Consider the following 20,756-nt stretch of genomic DNA (forward strand, 5'->3'; position numbering starts at 1 on the left):
CGGTTTGACTAATTCTCTCCGGCGATTGGGGTAAGTTATGCATTTCCTCGACGACTCACTGTTTCCTGAGAACCAGGAGAAGCTGGTCATCACGGCCGCTCCCTACGGGCCTGAATGGGAACCCGCCGACTTCCCGGAAGACCTGCCGCTCACCATGGACCAGCATGTCCAGCAGGCCGTCGACTGCTACAACGCCGGCGCCACCGTGCTACACATCCACGTCCGGGAACTCGACGGCACGGGCTCCAAGCGACTGTCGAGGTTCAACGAGTTGATCTGGCGGCTGCGCCAGGCCGTCCCGGACATGATCCTGCAGGTCGGCGGCTCGATCTCGTTCGCACCGGAACACGACGGGGCGGAGGCCAGGTGGCTCGGCGACGAGGCCCGCCACCTGCTGGCCGCGCTGGATCCGGCACCCGACCAGGTGACCATCGCCGTCAACACCAGCCTGATGAACATCACGGAGCTGATGACAGCTGACGACATCGCGGGCACGTCGTTCACCCGACCGGCGGTGGCGAAGGCATACCGCGAGATGGTCGTGCCGGCCGGCCCGAGCTGGGTCGAAGAACACCTCGGGCGGCTGCAAGCCACCGGCATCCAGCCGCATTTCCAGTTGGCCACCACCGCGCAGCTCGAAACCGTCGAGCGTCTGATCCGGCGAGGCGTCTACACCGGCCCACTCGTGCTGACCTGGGTCGGCATCGGAGGCGGATTCGATGGCCCCAGCCCGTACAACATGATGGAGTTCATTCGCCGCGTCCCGGACGGCGCGGTGCTCACACTGGAAACCCTCATGCGCAGTGTCCTGCCGATCAACACCATGGCGATCGCCATGGGTCTGCACGCCCGCTGCGGCAACGAGGACACGCTGTGGGGCAGGAAGGGCCAGCGGACGACTTCGGTCCAGCAGGTCGAGCAGTTGGTGCGCATCGCCGGCGAACTCGGCCGCGAGGTGGCCAACGGCAAGGAAGCCTTCGAGATCTACAAGATCGGCGTGCGGTACACCGACACCAACGAAACTTTGGCCAAGGCCGGGTTCGCGGCGAACCGACGACCGGGGCAGGTCGGCTTCACCCACCACGCCTGATGCCACTGTCCACTGAGGATGATCAGGGCGAGGCTTCGCGCCGATGACGTCCTGGCCCGTCTGGGAGCCGCCATGGAACCTCAAGCTGATGCTGCCGAGCACCCCGTCTCCGTGACGGGAGGGCGAACGATCTCCCCGTGGCTCGTGTTCGGCCTGACGTTCGCACTGCTGTTGTCGGACCACATGTCGCGGCAGGCCCTCAACGTGGTTTTCCCCTTGCTGAAGGAAGAATGGGCGCTGCCCGACTCCCGGCTCGCCGTCCTCAACAGCGTCGTCGCGTTGGTGGTCGGGCTGCTCACCTTTCCGCTGTCCCTGTTGGCGGATCGGTGGGGGCGGGTCAGGAGCCTGGTGCTGATGGCGATCACCTGGAGCGCCGCGACCCTGCTGTGTGCCGACGCCTCTGACTACGGCCAACTGCTCGGCGGGCGTGTCCTCACCGGAGTGGGTGAGGCGGCATACGGCAGTGTGGGCATCGCGGTGGTGCTCGGCGTGTTCCCATCCCACCGTCGTGCTTCGCTCAGTGGTGCGTTCATGGCCGGTGGTTCCTTCGGCTCGACGATCGGTCTCGCGCTCGGTGGCGCCATCGCCGTGCACCTGGGCTGGCGCTGCTCGTTCGCTGCCATGGCGATCTTCGGGCTACTTCTGGCCGTACTGTTCTGGGTGTTCGTCACCCAGGCAAAGGTGGATCGGTACCAGCACGGTGATACGACCGCGACCAGCGGTGAGGCGACAACGATCGCCGGACGTCGTGCACCAGTCTCCAGCCTGTTTTCCGTCGCGGCGGTGAACTGCGTCTACCTCGGCAGCGGCCTACAGCTGTTCGTCGCCGCGGTCCTGCTGGCCTGGACGCCCAGCTTCCTCAATCGCTACTACGCCATGCCTCTGGACCGGGCCGGCGCGCTCGCCGCGGTCTTCGTGCTGCTCACCGGCGCTGGCATGATCGTCTGCGGCGTCATCACCGACCGCCTCAGCCACGAGCGACCAACGCGCAAGTGGACTACGGCCATCTCCTACAGCCTGCTCGCGGCGGCGCTGCTCATCGTCGGCTTCACCCTCGACGCTGGTGGGCTCCAACTCGTTCTGCTCGGAGCAGGCGCGTTCTTCTCGGCCGGTGCGTCCGGCCCGGCGACCGCCATGGTCGCCCACCTCGCCCACGACTCCGTCCGGGCCGCCGGCTTCGGAGCACTCACCCTGGCCAACAACCTGCTCGGAATGGCCTCGGGACCCTTCGTTGTCGGCGTCCTGGCCGACCGTCTCGGACTGTTGGCAGCACTGCGACTGGCGCCGCTGGCCTACATCGGAGCCGTTGTCGCATTGCTGATCGGCAAGCGCTGCTATCCGGCGGGCGTGTCACGACTCGCGCAGCTGGAGCTGCGCCTTTCGGTCACGCCAGCTGATGCCGCTCGAAGCGCCGACGGAGAGCGCTTGCGCAGGTAGCCAACACCAGAAACGGCTGACACTCACACCCCGTAAGGTGTCTTCGAGTACCAGCCGCTCAGACGTTGATGTTGCCCACGTTTTGTGTGCCCCCGGCAGGATTCGAACCTGCGCACCCGCCTCCGGAGGGCGGTAGGCCCGTCACCCGCCGCACGCAGGTGACCAGGACGTATGCGATCAGACCCGTGGGGGACCTAGCCCGTTCGGCACACATTCGGCACAGCGCTGGCGCTAGCCCGCCCCGACACCGACAACCCCGCGCAACACCATCCCACCTGGCCCTCAACTGCCAGGCCTGCTGAGGAAGGCACCTGTGTCGAACCGCACCTCAAGCACGCCTGAAGGGGGCCTATTGACCGGCGACTAGACCTTAGGGAATGGGCCCTTTGCAGAGTTTTTTTGAAGATCAAGCATGCGCAGCGCCCGCTTAACGGGGGCGGCGAGGCCCGTCGCTGCCAACGCGCCAGCCAGGACCAACACGGTCGCGAGTTGATCTGACGACAGGCCGGCGAGCGCATCGACGAGGGCGTGCGTGGGCACCATCAGCGCTGCCACATCCTCGGAGCCCAAGGTCACACAGACAGTGTGTCACTGTGCCGCCGACGATGCGCAGCACAACACGCGAGAACACGACTAGCCGCCTACCGGCCAAGCGTGTCTGCCACTGGTGTGAGCGAGGCGGCCTGCATGTGCTGGACCGCCGATCGGAACCCAGCGAGAACGTCCTCCGGCAGCGTTGACCGGTACGCCCGATCCCGATCCTGGCGCGGGTCAACTGGCGAACGAGGCGGTCTACGTCGCGTAGGAACTCAGCGGCTTCGCCGGGCCCCGGGCATCGGGGCGTCAGACTGGAGGGCTTGCGCGACCACCTGAGCGTCTGCAACGGTTCACGCTAGGTGCTCACGGCCGTCCCCTTCGGTGGTAGTTCCGCTACGTACGCTCCGGGACGGGCTCTAACAACTAACCTGACAGATTTATGGTCTGGTTTGCCGTTGTCTCGCAACAACTTCCGCCACGCCTCACAGCCTGCTTCGTTCGCAAACGAGAACGTCCACTGCGGACGGTCAGCAGGTGACGTTTTTCATCGTTTGGTGAGGGAAAAGTGTGGAGATGATCTTACGGTACTCGTCGGCCGCTTGGCGCCGCCCCGCTGATTGACCGCGCGGTGCAAACTGGTCACCGCTCGGGCTGGTCGGTCTCGCCAGGCTCGGGCAGCCGGCGCAGCATCTCGCCGACCACCTGCGTCACGCTCCGCAGCTGCGCCCCCATCGCAGCTGCGCCAAGTTGATATCTCGGCCGAGCGATGCCGCCTTATCTGCAGACGTGATGATCTTAGTCATAGGCTCTACCGCCTCCCCGAACCTCTTTGACCACATCCGGATCTTGAATTCCTTGATGACGAGGACCACGAAGGCGAGGCAGGCGCTAGCTACCACCGCACCGGCCGCGGCCGAGGCATGACCTCCTGCGGTTTCCCACAAGCCTGCCTCAGCGCGACTGGGCCGCTGTGAAGTCAGCGGCGAGCCTACCTACGAGGCTAGCCGCGAACCAGTCTACTTGACTCCCAGGACATTGGCGTGCGCCTGACCAGCAGAAACAGCGAACTGTGCGTGAGTGCAGGGCAACTGAAGTGCAGGTTCTACTGTCGTCGCAGGCGTACTGGTCCACAGATCCGGCAGGTGGCCTCGGACGTCAGTTGGGTAAGCCCGTCGGATGGGCTGATCTACTGCTCAGCACGGACGCGTCCACAGCACCAGCTACCTGTAACGGAAGGCCAGTTCTACTCGATCAGCTTCACTGAACCAGGATCGAGGAAGGCGATGGCGCTTGAAAACGGATCTAACGTTCAATGAGCTGTGCAGGATGCTCAAGGCCGGCCCCTCCGACAGTGAGGTCGTCGACGCATTGGACGCGCTGTCTGGAGCATTGATGGTGCTCTCGCCGGCCGTGCTGGGCGTTCCCGCAGCGTCGGTATTCGGCTTGTTTGGCGCCAAGAACGAGCTAGTGAAAGCCGGCAAGTTGCTGATCCGCAAAATGACTGGACGTGTAGCCGACGACCAGCTAACCCGGCATGACCTGTTGTTTAGCGCGTACTGCCTAAGCTGCTATACGGCGTTCTTCGAAGCGGTTGACCGCGTCCTTCCGGAGATCCGCGGTGCCTTGAGCCCAGAGGACCGAGTGTGGCTAACCAACGACGCTCTACAGGCGGTCACGTCAGGCGACATCGCTGGATTTGCTCAGTATCGGATTGAGCTGCCACATCCTAACGAGCCGATTGAAAAGAGTGCGGAGCAGTTGCTTCCACTTTATAACGACATGGCTGGCGCACTGCTAAAGCTACTGCGTGAATTGTCGGTTTGGGACGACGCCAATGAGGTCACGCGGGATCGAATTATGGCCGAGATTCGAGAACTTCCCGAACAGGCCTTAGAGCTCTACAGAGGTCAATACTTGGCCCTGTGTGTGAAATTTCCCGAGTTCTCCGCTTGGGCAAACCTTGAGGAGCATAGGCTCACCCGACGTGACATTGAAAATATTGCTACAGACGTGCGGATGGCTATCGAAATGTTAGCCACGCAACAGAGTGGTATCGACGTTGGGCTTTCATCACTAGGCGAGATCCTGGCTCGCACCGTTCCGAATAGTCTGAATGATGTACTGAGCGGGCTTGGTCTCTCTTATGGTGCGACTATAGATGAGCCTGTAATCGACGACACGTATTCCAGTGCGGACGGCGTGGACCTTCAGTATCCAAAGAAGTCTGAGATCTTTGTTCCACAAGCGTTTCGTCCGCTCAGGTACAGTCGCGGAAAACAACTAGAAGACGAAAATATGTGGGAAGTGCAGTCATTGCGGGATGACATAGGCGCCTACATACTGTCGTATCTTGCGAGCCCATACAGCCTGGATACACCACTTTTGATCCTGGGGCAGCCAGGGTCGGGGAAATCACTTCTCACAGAGATATTGACGGCACGGTTGGCGTCCGGCGAGTATCATCCGGTTCGCGTCAAGCTGCGCGACGTCAACCCTGACTCCGATATTCAGGATCAGATTGAAGAGCAGATCCGCGTTGATACCGGGCACGATGTTAACTGGGCTTCCTTGTCGGCTAGCTGTAGTCGTCCGCCGCTGGTGGTCTTAGATGGATATGACGAGTTGTTGCAGGCAAGTGGGAAGGTGTTTGGCAACTACCTCAAACAAGTGGCTAGGTTTCAGCACCGGGAGCAGGTACAAGGTCGCCCAGTGCGCGTGATTGTGACCAGCCGAGTAACGCTAATTGACAAGGTTGATGTCCCGATTGACACCACGATAATTCGCCTGGAAGAATTCGATGTAGCACGGCAGTCTAGTTGGATCGATATCTGGAATAGAGTCAACTCTCCGTATTTCCAATCTCGTGGTGTGAGTCCGCTTGTCTTGCCAAAGAGTCGTGAGGTAGAACATCTAGCTCGACAACCCTTGCTCCTGCTTATGCTCGCACTTTACGATTCGGAAGGCAATCGCCTCTCTCGCGAGCAAGATATCGATCAAACGGCGCTATATAACAGCCTACTTCTACGATTCATCTCGCGCGAGAGATTTAAGGATGAGCAGTTTCGTGCGCTGCCGATCAGCGATCGGAATACCCTGATTGCCGATGACCTCAAGCGGCTAGGCGTTGCTGCGATTGGCATGTTCAACCGGCGTGCGTTGCATATTAGCAAGGATGACCTGCAGGTTGACCTCGAGTATTTTAGGGTCACCCGGGACGTCAAGCTCAATTCAGGAGTTCCGCTCAGCCAAGCGGAACTGCTATTGGGAAGCTTCTTCTTCGTGCATGAGTCGCGCTCTAAATTGCGCGGCGGGACCAATAAAGCGTCCGCCACCTCGGCAGCGTACGAGTTTCTACATAACACATTTGGCGAGTTCTTGGCTGCTGAATGGATGCTTGCAACCGTGTCGGAGCAGGTCGATCCGGTCGCATTGATGCGAGCACAGCCAGCCCTCGGTAGTACTTTGCAGCAGCTTCTAGATAGTCGGGATGGTTTGCCGCGCACATGGTTCGCCACCTTGATGGTCACGCCACTGTTTAGTCGGCCGATGGTCTTGCAAATGATGCGACAATGGAGTGGTCGCCGCATAAGTGATATGCCTAGCTTTGTTGCCGCCTTTGAAGTGCTGCTATACGCCCAACTTCAGCGAGTGTTGTCTGACGCCGAATTGCCGACTATGTTGCTAGGTGGGGATGCGCCATTCCCGCGGGCAGCGGCATTAAGAAATATTGCAACTTATACGCTGAACTTGGTCTTACTTCGATGTGTAATCGGTGGGCCGTTTCGCGTGGTCCTTAGTCGGCTAAGTTCGGACCTGTCACCAAATCCATGGTTGAGTCTCGTCGATCTCTGGCGGGCTGGGCTTGGGCGAGAAAATCTCATGGGACTGGCGGCGGTCCTGAGTGCGAAAGTAGACGAAGACGGCGTGTTGATTCATGTGAAGGATCCAATCGGCCTCGGCCTTGCGAGGGCGACTCTGTGGGGTTTGTTTGAATTGGGTCAAGCGATCGGTGACGATCAATTGACCGCATTGACGGGATGGGCGCTCCAGGACGTCGAGCCCTACGCCTCTCCGTCATTGGATTATCTTGCAAGTCTTCATGGAGTTCCAGGATCTGACTTTCGGTGCGAGATTGAGGCCCGTTCTGTGCTTAGAAGGCGTGCCGAAAATGGCGGAATCGAACATTTGTCAGAGGAGCTTAACAATGTGAGAACGGCAAGTAATTTGATCCTACGGAATGCCGCACCCAAGCCTGACCGTAGAACTAGTCGGATGATGAATCGTGACGAGATTGCGCTTATAAACGCAGAGCTTGTTCGGAAGCTGTTAGCTTTTGATGGTTCCTTTTTTCGAACGCCTAACGATAGTGGATTTGTTGAATCTCTCGTTTCTGAACGGCCAATGGTTGTGGCAGACCTGATTTCTCAGTGTCGCGAACAGCGCACTTACTTTCCCTTAAATGTAAGCTCTCGCAAAGAGAGTACTCTAGGCGCAGATTTGTTGGACTTCCTTCGTGATATGTCGCCTGAAAAGCGATCGCAAATCGTTGCGGAACTGCGTTATGAAATGCTTGCTTGTGGTATTGGGGTAGACGAAGCAGCTGCTTTGCTAGGCCCTTTGGCTGACGTGTGGGCAATTGCCAGTCGATCGCGTTCAGCCGTGCTATGCTTACTCGATCTTTCCGGTCAATGTGGCACTTTTGATTGGATTCGTCTTCTTGTAGAGACGCTGGCTGGAAGAAGTGGGCCAGGTATGGTGCGTTTGCTTGGTGCTCCCACCACACTTACCTTGCTCCGACAGAAGGCTGCGTGGTCGTTGAAGCCAGCTAAGGGACAACGGTCTTTCGAGGATCTTTATGGAGTTGTTGGATTTGCTTTGAATCAATCTAGGGGTGATGAGCGGAGGACGGTTGTAGAGGAGTACATAAAACTTGTTGCATCGTCCCCGGCAAGGTGGCTTGCGAGCATTGAAGGACCTTTTGAAGAGTTGGCTGCCGCTGCCGAAGATATGGTCCTAGCACAGGGTGGCGATTTGTCCGATTCAGTCATTAAGAGCCTTCAGGTTCTCCGGAAAAAGAGTCGACGGAGAAGTGCTGACAGTTAACCAGCCGTGCTTCCGTATAAAGTCGAGTGGTACTCATATATCGACCGTTGTGCCGTAGACGAGCCAGCGCCTTAAGTCGCCGTTGCTAGCGTGCGAGTTCGGTCCAACGCTGGCCGCAGGAGAGGAGCAGCGCTCGCGCCTTGTCTCCTGCGACGGCGGCACTCCACAGGCGGTCCGTCAACTTGCCGTAGATCTCGACTTGTTCGGGATCAGTCTCCCGTGCCTCACCCGTGACCTTCTCGATGCTCACGACGTCATCGACGATCCAGAAGCCGTGTGGCAGCAAGTGCGGCAGCGGTCGATACGCCGGCAGCAGTCCGACGCGCACGCCCGGCAGGCTTGTTGCCGACACAAGCCGGTCGACTTGAGCCACCATCTGCGCCGGCGTGCATACCGGGTGCATGAGCGTGGCCTCGGCGATCAGGATGTCGATCGTCTTGGACGAGTCGTAGAGCACGTGCTGCCGCTGCATCCGCACGGCGACCGCCTCGTCGATGTCGCTGACAGGCACCTCAAGCAGGTCGGCCTGGGTTGCGAAGATCGCCCGCGCGTAGTCCGCGGTTTGCAGCACGCCGGGTACCGCCATGATGTCGACGATCCGGATCGTGTGCGCGGTCTGCTCGTCGACGAGGTCCTGACGCTGGCGGTCGCGGTGGCCGGCGCGGAGTTGACGTCGCCAGGCGAGTTGCTTCAGGCGTAGGTCGCGTAACTGTTGCCGTAGCTGCTCAGCCTCGGCATCCGGCACCGCCAACGCGTCGAGGATGTCGACCAGGTCCGAGTCGGTGGCTGTCTGCTTGCCGCGCTCAATCTTGCTGACCTTTGACGCCTGCCAGCCGAGCCGGGCGGCAAGATCTTTGCCGTCCAACCCGGCCTGTTCACGCAGACGGCGCAGCCTGTCGCCGAACTCCAGGCGGAGGGACTCGAAGCTGCTGGTCAATGCTCTCCTCGATCACGATCTGGTCTGGCTGTACTCCTCGAACCGCACCGCATGATCCCATGCGGTTGCTCGGATTGCGTGGAATGGCTCGACTGCTCGCGGATCGTCGAGGAGTTGGGCGCCCGTGACCGCGCCATGCTCGAACTCCAGCACAGCGACGCGTTCGTTATCGAACATCCAGAAGTCGGCCGTCCTCAGTGGCAGCCTGGCGGCGACGTCCGCCGGCATCACGCGGATGTCCTCGCCAGCGCTGATGGCAGGTGCGGTGATGATGCCCAGCTGCCACCGGAGGTAGTCGGTGAGCGGGTTGGTCAGCACCCGCACACGGCTGTACCGCTTGCCCTGCTTGGCGTGTTCGGCGATGCGTTCGGGCCAGTCGGCGAACCACGCCAGGGTTGGTGTCTGGTCGCCATCCTGGAGCCACTGCGCGAGGAGAGGACCTTCGTCGGGTTCGTCGTACCAGCCTTGGATCTCCAGCCGCCAGGCCGAGTGCCGGAACTGGTCGAACAGCGTCTGGAAGTGGGCTCGGTCCAGCTGTGTCATCAGCCCGACTCGCGGATGCGCTGCACCAGCGCGGCAGGGATCTCGATGGCGGTCTCATGGTCGGGCAGACCTCGTTCCTGGAGCGTCGCAAGCGCGTCAGCGTCGTCGATCCGCCAGCCCTGCACGACGTAGGTGCCACGGTCGGTGGCGAAGAACGAGGGGCAGCCTGACTTGCCGGACTCTGTCGCGATGTGGGTGAGCTGCACGGTTGTCCTCCAGATTGCTCGGGTTGGTCATTCTGGACCATTCAACCTGGTCCAATCGCCGGCAACTGTCGTCCAGTCGGGTGGACATCGGAGATGATTGCTAGGATTGCTTATGTAGTTGTGTCAAATGGCTCAGAGTCGGCAAGCGTCGAGTATCGCGGAGGCACGTCATGACCGAGCTGTTCACGACCTGGCTCACGAGCACGGACCGGATCGACCATGCCGTCACGGACGAGCAGTTCTACGACAACCGTCCGGAGCCGGAAGCCGTGTGCGGCGCGGTGATCACGCTCGCAACGATGGAGACCCTGCCCGGCCCACACTGCGCCCGGTGCGCCGCGTTCCTTGCAGCCCGCGAGTCGTTGCGGGACTTGGACCAACGGCTCAACGTTCACCGACACCGGCGGCCGGGCTGGCTAGGCCGTCTGCTGCACCGCGACACCCCGACCCCGGCCGTGCCGACCCCGCCTGCACTCGGTCGGCACGGTCGGTCCCAGACTCCGGTGGACGCGGTGAGTTCCCCGGCCGCCGCGCCCACCGGGTTCTGCTCCCCCGATGGGGGGCAATGATGACCACCGGCCAACAGGAGACGGAGCAGCAGCAGCGCGCGAACCGGGCGCTGACGCACTTCCACTTCTGCCTCGGCTTCCTGTCTGTCGGGGACGTGTCTGGCGCGAACGACTACCTGAAAGACGTCGAGGCGCGGGACGGCTGGCAGATGTACCGGTCGGTCTGCGACATGATCGCCGTACACACCGGCGTCCCGCCGCTGGAGTCGTAAAAGGTAGGGCTGCCCGCTTGTTAGATGCCCAGCAGCCGTTCCAAGCTGTCAGCAGGCGTGACGCAGCGAAAGCCAGTGTCGTCATCGCACATGCTTGCGGCGGCATCATTGAACGAGGATGGCGTGGCCCTGCTGAACGGGCTTGTCCACGCGCCCCCCTTGAGTTCGTACCTGCCGGGCGTAGTCTCGGACGAACACCACTCCCACACGTTGCCGCACATGTCATACGCGCCATATGGGCTGATGCCGCTTTGATACCGGTCACCGGGGGTGGTGCTACCGACCCCGATCTCCCTGACGTTGCATTTTGCGGGAGTTGGCTGATCACCCCATGGGTAGACCGCCCCGCGAGTTCCGCGTGCAGTCTTCTCCCATTGTTGGCTTGTCGGCAAAGCCTTGCCCGCCCACTCGGCATAGTCATGAGCGTCGGTCCATGTCACGAAGACCACTGGATGATCCAGGATCTTTTCGGGGTATTGCCCAGCTGGCCAGTGCTGAGGCGGCTACGCGGCCGGTCTTGATGCCGAAGTGGACGACGTTGAGGGCAGCACCCTACTTGCCGACATCGCCAGCATCTTCGGTGCGGATGAGGACAAGCTGTGGTCGGAGACCGTCGTCTCCCGCCTGGCGGAGTTGCGGCCATCGGTCTACGGGCCGTGGGCGGAACAGGAGTCCAAGGCCATGGCTGCGCAGCTCGCCGCCACGCTCAAGCCCTACGGGGTGCGCACTGGGCAGGTGTGGGGCACCGACTCGGCCACCGGCAAGGGTGCCAACCGCCGTGGCATCACCCGCGACGACATCACCGGAGCCATCACGGATGGTGACTGACCCGGGCGTCGACGCCCCTCCGGCGGCCGGCCGCGGTGGGCGCTAGCGCCTCAAACAACCCCTGATCAGTGCCCTAGTTCCTAGCAGCACCGGCCGAACACGGCCCCAAACACCCTCTGGGAGGCATTTGTGACCCCGTCGACGCTGGTCGACACCGTCATCCCACTCGCAGTCCTGCTGCTCACGCTGCGTTACGTCGTGGCGTGTGCGTGGTTCCCGTTCAAGCCGCACAAGCGGTGTGGCGGGACCGGCGGCTACCGCGGGATGGGCGGCATCCGGCTGTGCCGCGGCTGCAACGGCACCGGCCGCGTGCTCCGACTCGGACGCCGCATCCACAACGCGTTCACCCGCGTCCGCCACGACATCCGCACCGACCGCCGCCGCGAGCTTGGCCGCTGACCAGAAACATCGCGAGCCTGGCCGCTGACCAGAAACATGCTGAGTAGAGTCCGAGCGGTGCACACAGCCGTCACTTGCAAGGCCGCAGACGGGCCTCCATGGTCATTATGTCTGCGACCTGGCGCGGGAGTCGGCGCTCTATCTGGGTTATTTCGGTCAAACAGTCCTGAAGCTCACGAACAGCTTGCTCTCGGTTGGCCGTAAGTCCCCGCAGCGCGATGGCAACCCTATCGTCGAGCCGATAGATATACTCGTATACCGGCAACAATTTATCGTATACACTAAGGTCTAGGCTGGCCACAATCGTCATCGCCCCGAGAACTTTAGGGAGGGACTTGTGGACCTCGTCGTCGTATGCCTTGATGGCGGTATTATCTACCGCGGCCGGATCATGTTTTGCAAGCCATGTGATCCAGTTTATTGCGTGCTGGACAACGAAGATCTCCGCAAAGGCCACTGCTGCATGTTCGCGTATCGCTTGGGTAGATGCTACAAGCCTGGCCTCCTTGCGCCTTGACCGTTCGTTTCTCAAGGAGACGGTATTGGTTATCACGCTGCCCGCAAGTACGGTGAGCGCACCAATAGCTGCTCCTATGAGCGCTACTACGGCCTGATTCATCCGGCCCCCGTTCTTGTGTAGCTAAGATCTGGACAGTTGTCGTATTGGTCGAATGCTCCCATTGTATGATGCCTAGACGGGAGTATTGATAGCGCCGAATGGTTACTTGTGTACGACCAGGCGTGTGAATAGAAGCCGGGTTGCTGTGTCCGCACCACGACTGGCATTCCGAATCGTAGAGTGCACGTCCCAGACGACCAACTTTACTGCGTCAAACGAGTAAGTGATCTTGGCGCGGCGTACGCGCTGGCTGGCCACGCTGGACGCGGCAAGTATTAACAGGTCAACCTCTGCGACGATCCGATTTTAGTTCGGTGAAGCTCGGTCGCCCTGGTCGAACTACTCGCCGCACCGCTGCACGAGCAGGGCCACAGCGTCACCGTCGAACACTGCCGCGTTCATCTGTCGGGTGTGCTTCGCCCGCGACCGAAGCGCGTGCGGTGTCGACACCGCGGGGCGTGGTCCGTTGTGGACTGTGCCCCACTTGCCGTTTCACCACCTCACACAGGGGCTTGAAACCCCTGCGTTGCAACCGAGGGAGGGCCGCGTGTGAACGACAACCACCTGTTGGCAGCCGCGTTGGCAGCCGCCGCGAGGGGCCGGCGTGTCTTTCCGTTGCGCCCCGGCAGCAAACTGCCCGCGCTGCATGGCCTGCGCACCTGCCCCGGTACCGACGCCTGCGCCGACGGACACCAGGGCTGGGAGCAGCGCGCCACCACCGACCCCGACATCATCCACCGCTGCTGGTCGGCGAGGACGTTCAACATCAGTCTGGCTACCGGGCCGTCCGGGCTGGTCGTGGTCGACCTCGACACCCGCAAGTCACCGTCCGAGGTGCCCCCGGATGGCTGGAACCGGGAGGGGGTCGTCGACGGGCACGACGTGTTCACCGCCGTCTGTGAGCAGGCTGGGCAACCGGTGCCGTGGGAGACCTACGCGGTCAGCACCGCCCGCGGCGGGTCGCACCTGTACTTCACCGCCCCGCCCGGCACGCAGCTGCGCAACACCGGTGGCGAGGCCGGCACCGGGCTCGGCTGGAAGGTCGACACCCGCGCGCACGGCGGCTACGTCGTCGCTGCCGGATCGACCACCTCGGACGGCCCGTACACGGTCACCGAGAACACCGACCCGGCAGAGTTGCCGGGGTGGTTGGCTAAGCGGCTTGCTCCCAGGCCCATGGTGGCCACCACAGCAGCGCCTGTACGCGTCTCTGCGAGGTTGCCGAACTACGTCGACGCCGCAATCACTGGCGAGTGCGAACGGGTCGCTAAGGCGCAGCCAACCAACCACACCAGCGTGCTGTTCACGGCATCCATCGCACTCGGGCAACTCCTCGGAGCCAGGATGCTCCCTGCGACTACAGCCGAACTCGCCCTCTACGAAGCCGCGGCGCAGATGGTGTCTGGGCCATGCCGGTGCACCGAGCGGGAAGTCCGCCGCACCATCACCAACGGCCTGCGCATCGGCAGCAACCGCCCCCGCGCTACTCCCGCTGAACAGCCTGCGCCGGTGCAGGCCGGGCTGTTCGAGCAACGGGGTGCCGCATGACTGGTGTACAGATTGAACAGAAGGACACGTCGTGACACCACAAAACGGCAGCGTTGACGGCGCGGCGCTGCTGAACGAGTTGCGGGCCGCGTTGAAGAAGTACGTGATCCTGCCCAACGACGAGACCGCCGACGCCGTCACGTTGTGGATCGCTGCCACGCACGCCCAACCCGCCTGGCCGCACGCCCCGCGGTTGGTCATCCGGGCACCGGAAAAACGGTGCGGCAAAAGCCGTTTGTTGGACGTGGTCGAGGTCACCTGTCACGACCCGTTCATCACCGTCAATTCCTCCGAGGCCGCCATCTACCGATCGGTGACGGAGGATCCGCCGACGCTGCTGGTCGACGAGGCCGACACCATCTTCGGTCCCAAGGCAGACGGCAACGAAGGGTTGCGAGGGCTGCTTAACGCGGGGCACCAGCGCAACCGGCCCACCGTCCGGTACGACGCCGCCGCCAACCGGGTCGAGAAGCTGCCGACGTTCGCCATGGCCGCACTCGCCGGCATCGGCGCCATGCCCGACACCATCGAAGACCGCGCCGTCATCGTCCGAATGCGACGCCGCGCTCCCGGCGAAACAGTGTCGCCCTACCGGCGTCGGCGGGACGGGCCGTTGCTGCAATCCCTGCGGCAACGCGTGTCCGAGTGGCTGCGGGCGGACCTGCCCACGCTGGAACGGGCCGAACCGCCGATGCCGGTGGAGGACCGGGCTGCCGACACGTGGGAGCCGCTGGTCGTGGTCGCCGACCACGCCGGCGCTGATTGGCCCGACCGCGCTCGCACGGCGGTGCTGGTGCTGACGGCCGAGGCCGAAAGCAGCACGCAGGCAGCGAAGTCCGCCCGGCTTCTCGCTGACATCCGAATGATCTTCGCCGGCCACGAGGAACTGTCCACCGCCTACGTGTTGTGCCAACTCAACTCCAACCCCGAGGCACCGTGGTGCGAGTACTCGGAGAAGGGACTGACCGCGGCCAAGTTGGGCCGGATGCTTGGGGAGTACGACATCCGGTCCGCCAACATCCGTTTTCCGGACGGGACGCAGGCCAAGGGGTTCCGGCGCGTTGACTTCGCCGACGCCTGGCTCCGTTACTGCCCCGCTCCGCCCACCGAGGACGCCAACCCCGAGGGGTAAGGCGTCCCAGCCGTCCCAAGCGTCCCGTGCCTGGTCAGGTGCGGGACGGCTTCACCGCATGGGACGGCTCAAGCCGTCCCGCTGATCGGCGGTTGGGACGCTTCAAAGCGTCCCAAAAAGCAAGCCGTCCCGCTCTGACCTGCACTGGGACGCTTGGGACGCTTGGGACGGCTCCCCCTCCCGGGCGCGATCGCGGTTCCCGTGACGGGACCGCAGCGCCCGACGGCCAATCACCACCGCCGATCACCACCGGGGGTAAGACAACCGTGTCTGCGATTCCTGCACCGCGCCAGCCTGCACAGGCCAAGCGGCAAATGACCATTGCTCAGGTTTGCGGGCAACCAGTTCAAGGAGCCGTTCAAGACGTCGGCACTCGCGGAGAGCTTTCGGTCCGATCTGGTTTCTGCCGCCCGCAAGGGTGAGGCGTTCGACGTCGTCTCAGGTCTCCCGGTTTCCATGCAGCGGGCCAACAACACCATGTCGTGGTATGAGTTCGCTTGTGCCTTCGTTGACATGAAGTGGCCGCGCGTCGCAGCAACCACGCGCCGTACCCATGCAGAGGCTCTGACCGTGGTTGCGCCGTTCATGTTCATCACGACCAAGGGCAAGCCTGACGACAAGGTGATCCGATCCGCGTTGTGCCGGTGGGGGTTCAACACCAACAAGCGCGACAGTGAGGACTGTCCGGCCAATGTTCGAGTAGTACTCAGGTGGGTGGAGCGAAACTCGCTGCCAGTCTCGGCGCTGGCCAAACCTGAAGTACTGCGGTCGCTGCTGGACGGGCTGACGGTCCGACTTGACGGCAAGCCAGCCGCGCCAAGCGTGGTGAGCCGTCGCCGGAAGATTCTCAACACAGCCGCGGAGTACGCCGTCGAGCGGAAGCTACTCGACAGCAACCCGATTCCGGCGCTGAAGTGGACTGCGCCGAAGACCGTGCAGGTGGTCGACAAGCGCGCTGTGGCCAATCCCGTGCAGGCCCGAACGCTGCTCAACGCGGTCGCTGATCAGGGACGTGTCGGCCGACGCATGGTGGCGTTTTTCGGCTGCCTGTACTTCGCCGCCTTGCGACCGGAGGAGGCGGTTGGCTTGGCGAAGCACAACCTGTCCCTGCCGGCTGAGGGCTGGGGAGAGTTGCACCTCGAACGGGCTGAGCCGTACGCCGGAAAGGGGTGGACCGACAGCGGCGCCAACCGCGACCAACGGCAGCTCAAACAGCGAGCGGTCGGGGAGACCCGCACCGTGCCATGCCCGCCGTAGCTGACAGCGTTGCTGCACGCCCACATCGAGGAGTTCGGCACTGGCCCGGACGGCAGGCTGTTCGTGGGGGAGCGCAACAAGGAGGAGTTGCCGAAGCTGACTATCGTCCGTGCCTGGTAGAGGGCGCGTGCAGCGGTGTTCACCGAGCAGGCGGTGGCGGGACCGCTGGCAAAGTCGCCGTACGACCTGCGGCACGCGGCGGTGTCCACGTGGCTGAACGCCGGTGTGCCGGCTACCGACGTGGCTGAGTGGGCGGGGCACTCGGTCGAGGTGCTACTCAAGATCTACGCGAAGTGTCTGGACGGCGGCGCTGTCGCTGCTCAGCAGCGAGTGCAGGCCGCTCTGGGGCACCGGCCGGATTAGATGAGAACGTCGGAATGTGTTCGGCGCAGATACCCACCAACGGCCGTTGGCCGTCGAGCACGGCCGGATACATGAAGGCCGTCCTTGACCGCGCTTGGGCTGGTCAAGGACCGTCTTCATGTGTGTTTGTAGAGTACCCCGGTGGGCCCTGTGCGCGACGGAGTCCCATACGAGGCCAGGCCGGCGCAGGCTCGCGCCGCCTAGCCGACGGGTGTCAGCCGAGTAATTGCTCGACGGCCGACACGATGCCCATCACCACGAACATGATGTCGGGTCCGGGAAGGGCGGAACCCAGTGGATGCCCTCGGCAACTTGGGGAAACGCGCGAGCAGAGAAAGTGCTGACAGAGATCAGTTCGAGTCCTTGCTGGTCTGTTGGAGCAAGGCGAGGTTGTGCCGGGTGGGCAGGGTATCGGGGTAACGCCCTACTTGAATTTGCCGGAGATGATCGTTTCCCATGTGTGGCTCATGGGGTGAGATCATCTCCGCACTTTTTCCTTATCAACTAACGACAAACGATCAACTGTGACCGTTCGTAGTGAATGTTCTCGTTTGCAAACATTGCAGACTATGAGGGGTGGCGGAAGATGTTGGGCGATGACGGCTTCTTTTCTGAATAATGTGTTTGTGCATGCAAGATTGCCGATCGGTGTGAACCTGTCATTGTCGCAAACCGGTCAAGCCTTGGGGTGAGAGTGGTAGTACGCTAAAAGCGCCGGGTTGCGCAACTGCTGCTACTTTAGGACTACCGTGGCAGCGTTTGAGATGCGAGTTTACTAAAGCGTTTGAGATGCGAGTTTACTAAAGCCTGAAGCATGATATGGGAGTGGACATGAAGAAGCGTATGCGGATTTCCTGTCTACTGGTTGCTGTGGCAGTGTTGGCGTTTATGGGGTTGATTATGGCTCCGAGTGTCGGCGCGGCGTACGGCGCAGATGTGGCGCAAGGGCAGGTTCGGGCTCGGGTGCTCGGTTCCTTCTGGGCCGAAATGCATAATCGGAACAGTGGTAGTTGCGTGGACGTCCGAGACGACTCGTACGATGCGGGTGCCTGGATCCAGCAGTACCACTGCCATAACCATCCGGCGCAGAAGTTTTTCTTCGCCGACATGGGTAACGGCTACTATGAGATTGAGGGGCAGCACAGCCATAAGTGCATTACGCCTCAGGGCGGCTGGCTTGACAACGGCGTACCGCTGCTTCAATGGTACTGCTTGGGTTACGATAACCAGCAATGGCAGTTTCAGTCGGCCACCGGTGGAAGCTATCGGGTGGTCAACAAGGCTAGCGGGAAGTGTATAGATGTCCCCAACTGGTCGTCGAACGATAGTGTGATTCTGCAGCAGTGGATCTGTTCTCCTGGTGCGGCAAACCAAGAATTCTATCTAGTGTAGATAAGCCACCCTGTGGCGGTGCTGCATGTACTTGATGGGATAAGGTGGTTGACCCGATACTAGAGTTTTAGCCTCTGCTCGGCCGGCGGTGGTCGCGGCGCTGTTGTACAGCAGAGAAGTGCAGCAACCGCAGCGACCGTGAGCGACCATCGCCGGCGGTCAGCTTCCGTCGGATGTAGTCAACGACCTGTGGAAGCCCGCTCGCCGACAGTTCGCATCGAGAAGGTCATCCTGCTTACCCTCGTTCGTAGAACCGAACGATCAGGGCCAGGTTCGCCGCGACCTGCGGGCCGTGGACGAAATCCGCGGCGCTGATCTGCGCGAGCATGCCCGCGTGCAGCTGGTCGACGGTCATGTCGATGTCTTCCAGCTCGGCGAATGATCCCGCCGCCGGAGCGGTGACGAACGTGGCGAGCCGGTCGGCCATGCCGGCGGCGATGTCACCGAGCTGGGCGACGGTGTCGCGAAGCTCGGCGGGCACGGCGTGATTGGGGTGGGCGAAGCGAGCGTTGTCGGCGATGTGTGCGGCCAGGTCGCCCATGCGCTCGATCTTCTCCGCGCCGTACGTGGCGGCGAGCACGATCCGCAGGTCGCGGGCGACCGGGGCTTGCAGGGCCAGCAGCGAGTACGCGTGTTCTTCGCATTCGGTGCGCTTGGCGTCGGGTGCGGCGTCAGTGGCGAGAACGTGCTCGGCCAGGCTGAGGTCTGCTTCCAACAGCGCGCCGGTGGCTTGCCGCATCGCGGTCGCGGCGGCGGCGCACATGCTGGCCAGTTATTGGCCGAGCTGGGTCAGGTCCCCGCGGAAGGCTTCTCACACGAGCCATGACCCTAGCGACGGCGGGCGGCGGCACGTAGGGGCCGCGCCGACAGCGGCAATGGGCGGAGGCAGGACCGCGCGGATCCCTTCGAGCGCTCAGCCTTGATAGACAGCAGTGGGATTCCCATCCGCGCCAACTCCAAGAAGCCGCCCGCCTTCACAGCGAACAGCGCTGCCCCCGCGTCGGCATCTGCCGTGACGGTCGCGAGGGCTGGGAGCAGCGGGCTATAGCCGACCCGCACCAGGTGCGGTGGTAGTGGACCAGTCGAACAGCTGCACAGCGACGGGTCCGAGCCGCACGTGGTCACCGTCCCAAGTAGACGAAAACGTCGGCACGTATTCGGCACAGATGCCCGCCAACGGCCGGTGTTGGCCGGACATGGCCGGACACACGAAGAAGGCCCTTGACCGCGTTCGCGCTGGTCAAGGGCCGTTTTCGTGGGTGTCTGTCGAGTGCCCCCGGCAGGATTCGAACCTGCGCACCCGCCTCCGGAGGGCGGTGCTCTATCCCCTGAGCTACGGGGGCCCGTTGCTCAACTGGGGAGAAGCTTACAGCACGGGGTGGAGGGGTTTTGCACGGGCTGTCGTCCTGGGGCGATAGGCCGTGGCGGTGGGGAAAGTCGCTGGTCAGGGGGTTGGGGTGGCGCGGGCGATGGGGCGGTCGGGGCGGGGGTGGGTGATCGTTGTGGTGGAGGCCACAGGGGAACGAGGGGGATGACGGAATTTTCGGGGGAAAGTTAGGCTAACCATATTGAACTTATGCGCATGTCGCTATATGTTCGCGGTGAGCGAAGTGGAAGGGACAGGGCGTTATGGGGCACGGACACGGGCACGGCAGCGCGTCGGGGAAGCACGTGGGCCGGTTGTGGGCGGCCCTGGGGTTGGGGGCGACGTTCCTGGCGGTCGAGGTCACCGTGGGGGTGGCCACGGGGTCGCTGGCGCTGGTCTCGGACGCGGCGCACATGGTGACCGATGTGGTGGGCATCGGGCTGGCCCTGGCGGCGGTGATGCTGGCGGCCAGGAACAAGGCGAACCAGAACCGAACGTTCGGCATGTACCGGGCGGAGGTGCTGGCGGCGCTCGCGAACGCGGTGCTGCTGTTCGCGGTGGCGGGTTACGTGTTGTACGAGGCCATCGAGCGGTTCACGGCCCCGCCGGAGGTGCCGGGACTGCCGGTGGTGCTGACGGCGGTTGTGGGGCTGGCGATCAACGCGACGGCCTTCCTGCTGCTGCGCGAAGGGGCGAAGGAGAGCCTGAACCTGCGCGGCGCCTATCTGGAGGTGCTGTCGGACCTGATCGGCTCGGTGGGCGTCCTGATCAGTGGTCTGATCACGCTGACGACCGGCTGGCGCTACGCGGACCCGGTCATCGCGGTGGCCATCGGCCTGTTCGTGCTGCCCCGCACCTGGGGCCTGGCCAAGAGGGCCCTGCGCATCCTGTTCCAGCACGCCCCCGAAAGGGTGGACGTGGAGCAGCTACGAGTCGATCTCACCGCTCTGGACGGCGTGACCGAGGCTCATGACGTGCATGTGTGGACCCTCACATCGGGCATGGAGGTGGCCTCCGCCCACCTCGCGGTGGCCCCCACCGCGGTGCCGGCGGATGTGCTGGTCAGGGCCCAGAAACTGCTGGCCGACGACTACTCGCTGGAGCACGCGACGGTCCAGGTCGAGCCTCGTGAGGCCACCGGGAAGTGCCGCGACCTGACTTGGTAGCGGCACCCGTTCGGGTGTCTTCTGTGAAAACTGCGTGGGTATCCCAGCGGTG

At 62.7% G+C, this 20,756-nt stretch carries 20 protein-coding genes and 1 tRNA gene; 13 read left to right on the forward strand and 8 right to left on the reverse strand.

The annotated features are described in order from the left end of the window. The first annotated feature begins 37 nt into the window (after positions 1 to 37). Together JJ691_RS44700 and JJ691_RS44705 are read left to right on the forward strand one after the other, a co-directional pair. On the forward strand, positions 38 to 1,090 hold the full coding sequence (locus JJ691_RS44700) for a 3-keto-5-aminohexanoate cleavage protein (RefSeq protein ID WP_211765457.1): 1,053 nt from the start codon (positions 38 to 40) through the stop codon (positions 1,088 to 1,090). A gap of 144 nt (positions 1,091 to 1,234) precedes the next feature. Beyond that, entirely contained in the window at positions 1,235 to 2,527 is a 1,293-nt protein-coding gene (locus JJ691_RS44705) for an MFS transporter (RefSeq protein ID WP_249227430.1), read from the forward strand. 363 nt (positions 2,528 to 2,890) lie between these two features. Here the strand turns inward: JJ691_RS44705 and JJ691_RS44710 are convergent, their stop codons facing one another. After that, the gene (locus JJ691_RS44710) at positions 2,891 to 3,103 is read right to left on the reverse strand and encodes a hypothetical protein (protein ID WP_211765458.1); all 213 of its coding nucleotides are present in this window, start codon (positions 3,101 to 3,103) and stop codon (positions 2,891 to 2,893) included. Positions 3,104 to 4,354: 1,251 nt separating this feature from the next. Here JJ691_RS44710 and JJ691_RS44715 point away from each other — a divergent pair. Next, positions 4,355 to 8,167 (forward strand): NACHT domain-containing protein, encoded by a 3,813-nt coding sequence (locus JJ691_RS44715; protein ID WP_442912562.1) that lies wholly within the window; start codon positions 4,355 to 4,357, stop codon positions 8,165 to 8,167. Between the two features lie 85 nt (positions 8,168 to 8,252). On the opposite strand, the gene JJ691_RS44720 is transcribed toward JJ691_RS44715, so the two are convergent. The 3 genes from JJ691_RS44720 to JJ691_RS44730 are packed head-to-tail and all read right to left on the reverse strand — an operon-like array spanning position 8,253 to position 9,853. Further along, the gene (locus JJ691_RS44720; RefSeq protein ID WP_211765460.1) at positions 8,253 to 9,104 is read right to left on the reverse strand and encodes a helix-turn-helix domain-containing protein; all 852 of its coding nucleotides are present in this window, start codon (positions 9,102 to 9,104) and stop codon (positions 8,253 to 8,255) included. A 12-nt stretch (positions 9,105 to 9,116) separates the two neighbouring features. Beyond that, a complete protein-coding gene (locus JJ691_RS44725; RefSeq protein WP_211765461.1) occupies positions 9,117 to 9,647 on the reverse strand; it encodes a DUF6879 family protein in 531 nt (176 codons plus the stop codon). Beyond that, positions 9,647 to 9,853: a hypothetical protein gene (locus JJ691_RS44730; protein WP_211765462.1), complete on the reverse strand. Its 207-nt coding sequence runs from the start codon at positions 9,851 to 9,853 to the stop codon at positions 9,647 to 9,649. Before JJ691_RS44730 ends, JJ691_RS44725 begins: the two co-directional genes overlap by 1 nt. 170 nt (positions 9,854 to 10,023) lie before the next feature. On the opposite strand from JJ691_RS44730, the gene JJ691_RS44735 reads away from it, so the two are divergent. After that, entirely contained in the window at positions 10,024 to 10,422 is a 399-nt protein-coding gene (locus tag JJ691_RS44735) for a hypothetical protein (RefSeq protein WP_211765463.1), read from the forward strand. Then, positions 10,422 to 10,634, forward strand: coding sequence for a hypothetical protein (locus tag JJ691_RS44740; protein ID WP_211765464.1), 213 nt, complete (start codon positions 10,422 to 10,424; stop codon positions 10,632 to 10,634). The genes JJ691_RS44735 and JJ691_RS44740 overlap by 1 nt, the downstream gene beginning before the upstream one ends. A 20-nt stretch (positions 10,635 to 10,654) precedes the next feature. Here JJ691_RS44740 and JJ691_RS44745 read toward each other — a convergent pair whose 3' ends face one another. Beyond that, on the reverse strand, positions 10,655 to 11,098 hold the full coding sequence (locus tag JJ691_RS44745; protein WP_306291387.1) for a formylglycine-generating enzyme family protein: 444 nt from the start codon (positions 11,096 to 11,098) through the stop codon (positions 10,655 to 10,657). 64 nt (positions 11,099 to 11,162) lie between these two features. Between JJ691_RS44745 and JJ691_RS44750 the strand changes: the two genes are divergently transcribed. Continuing rightward, complete coding sequence (locus JJ691_RS44750; protein WP_211765465.1) at positions 11,163 to 11,462, forward strand: DUF3631 domain-containing protein; 300 nt, start codon at positions 11,163 to 11,165, stop codon at positions 11,460 to 11,462. A 129-nt stretch (positions 11,463 to 11,591) separates the two neighbouring features. Continuing rightward, positions 11,592 to 11,861: a hypothetical protein gene (locus JJ691_RS44755; RefSeq protein WP_211765466.1), complete on the forward strand. Its 270-nt coding sequence runs from the start codon at positions 11,592 to 11,594 to the stop codon at positions 11,859 to 11,861. A gap of 70 nt (positions 11,862 to 11,931) precedes the next feature. Here JJ691_RS44755 and JJ691_RS44760 read toward each other — a convergent pair whose 3' ends face one another. Next, positions 11,932 to 12,480 (reverse strand): hypothetical protein, encoded by a 549-nt coding sequence (locus JJ691_RS44760; RefSeq protein ID WP_211765467.1) that lies wholly within the window; start codon positions 12,478 to 12,480, stop codon positions 11,932 to 11,934. A gap of 549 nt (positions 12,481 to 13,029) precedes the next feature. Here JJ691_RS44760 and JJ691_RS44765 point away from each other — a divergent pair. The 5 genes from JJ691_RS44765 to JJ691_RS44780 all read left to right on the forward strand — a co-directional run bounded on the left by JJ691_RS44765 (position 13,030) and on the right by JJ691_RS44780 (position 18,172). Further along, entirely contained in the window at positions 13,030 to 14,028 is a 999-nt protein-coding gene (locus JJ691_RS44765) for a bifunctional DNA primase/polymerase (RefSeq protein WP_211765468.1), read from the forward strand. Between the two features lie 31 nt (positions 14,029 to 14,059). Continuing rightward, a complete protein-coding gene (locus tag JJ691_RS44770; protein WP_211765469.1) occupies positions 14,060 to 15,160 on the forward strand; it encodes a DUF3631 domain-containing protein in 1,101 nt (366 codons plus the stop codon). 321 nt (positions 15,161 to 15,481) lie between these two features. Continuing rightward, positions 15,482 to 16,417, forward strand: a complete 936-nt coding sequence (locus JJ691_RS52730) for a hypothetical protein (protein ID WP_249227432.1) — start codon at positions 15,482 to 15,484, stop codon at positions 16,415 to 16,417. Between the two features lie 135 nt (positions 16,418 to 16,552). Continuing rightward, on the forward strand, positions 16,553 to 16,780 hold the full coding sequence (locus JJ691_RS52735; protein WP_249227433.1) for a hypothetical protein: 228 nt from the start codon (positions 16,553 to 16,555) through the stop codon (positions 16,778 to 16,780). An 831-nt stretch (positions 16,781 to 17,611) separates the two neighbouring features. Then, positions 17,612 to 18,172 (forward strand): RICIN domain-containing protein, encoded by a 561-nt coding sequence (locus tag JJ691_RS44780; protein WP_249228346.1) that lies wholly within the window; start codon positions 17,612 to 17,614, stop codon positions 18,170 to 18,172. Positions 18,173 to 18,407: 235 nt separating this feature from the next. Here the strand turns inward: JJ691_RS44780 and JJ691_RS44785 are convergent, their stop codons facing one another. After that, on the reverse strand, positions 18,408 to 18,935 hold the full coding sequence (locus tag JJ691_RS44785; RefSeq protein WP_211765471.1) for a phosphate signaling complex PhoU family protein: 528 nt from the start codon (positions 18,933 to 18,935) through the stop codon (positions 18,408 to 18,410). Positions 18,936 to 19,443: 508 nt separating this feature from the next. After that, positions 19,444 to 19,515: transfer RNA gene (locus JJ691_RS44790), tRNA-Arg, on the reverse strand. Between the two features lie 286 nt (positions 19,516 to 19,801). Here JJ691_RS44790 and JJ691_RS44795 point away from each other — a divergent pair. Next, a complete protein-coding gene (locus tag JJ691_RS44795; protein WP_211765472.1) occupies positions 19,802 to 20,704 on the forward strand; it encodes a cation diffusion facilitator family transporter in 903 nt (300 codons plus the stop codon). Positions 20,705 to 20,756: the final 52 nt, after the last annotated feature.

The organism is Kutzneria sp. CA-103260 (assembly GCF_018263855.1).
GTDB lineage: Bacteria > Actinomycetota > Actinomycetes > Mycobacteriales > Pseudonocardiaceae > Kutzneria.

Coding starts and splice junctions, on each gene's coding strand:
- JJ691_RS44785 (WP_211765471.1), bottom strand. CDS start 18,935: ATGTGCGCCGCCGCCGCGACCGCGATGCGGCAAGCCACCGGCGCGCTG.
- JJ691_RS44780 (WP_249228346.1), top strand. CDS start 17,612: ATGAAGAAGCGTATGCGGATTTCCTGTCTACTGGTTGCTGTGGCAGTG.
- JJ691_RS44700 (WP_211765457.1), top strand. CDS start 38: ATGCATTTCCTCGACGACTCACTGTTTCCTGAGAACCAGGAGAAGCTG.
- JJ691_RS44735 (WP_211765463.1), top strand. CDS start 10,024: ATGACCGAGCTGTTCACGACCTGGCTCACGAGCACGGACCGGATCGAC.
- JJ691_RS44725 (WP_211765461.1), bottom strand. CDS start 9,647: ATGACACAGCTGGACCGAGCCCACTTCCAGACGCTGTTCGACCAGTTC.
- JJ691_RS44795 (WP_211765472.1), top strand. CDS start 19,802: ATGGGGCACGGACACGGGCACGGCAGCGCGTCGGGGAAGCACGTGGGC.
- JJ691_RS44740 (WP_211765464.1), top strand. CDS start 10,422: ATGACCACCGGCCAACAGGAGACGGAGCAGCAGCAGCGCGCGAACCGG.
- JJ691_RS44760 (WP_211765467.1), bottom strand. CDS start 12,480: ATGAATCAGGCCGTAGTAGCGCTCATAGGAGCAGCTATTGGTGCGCTC.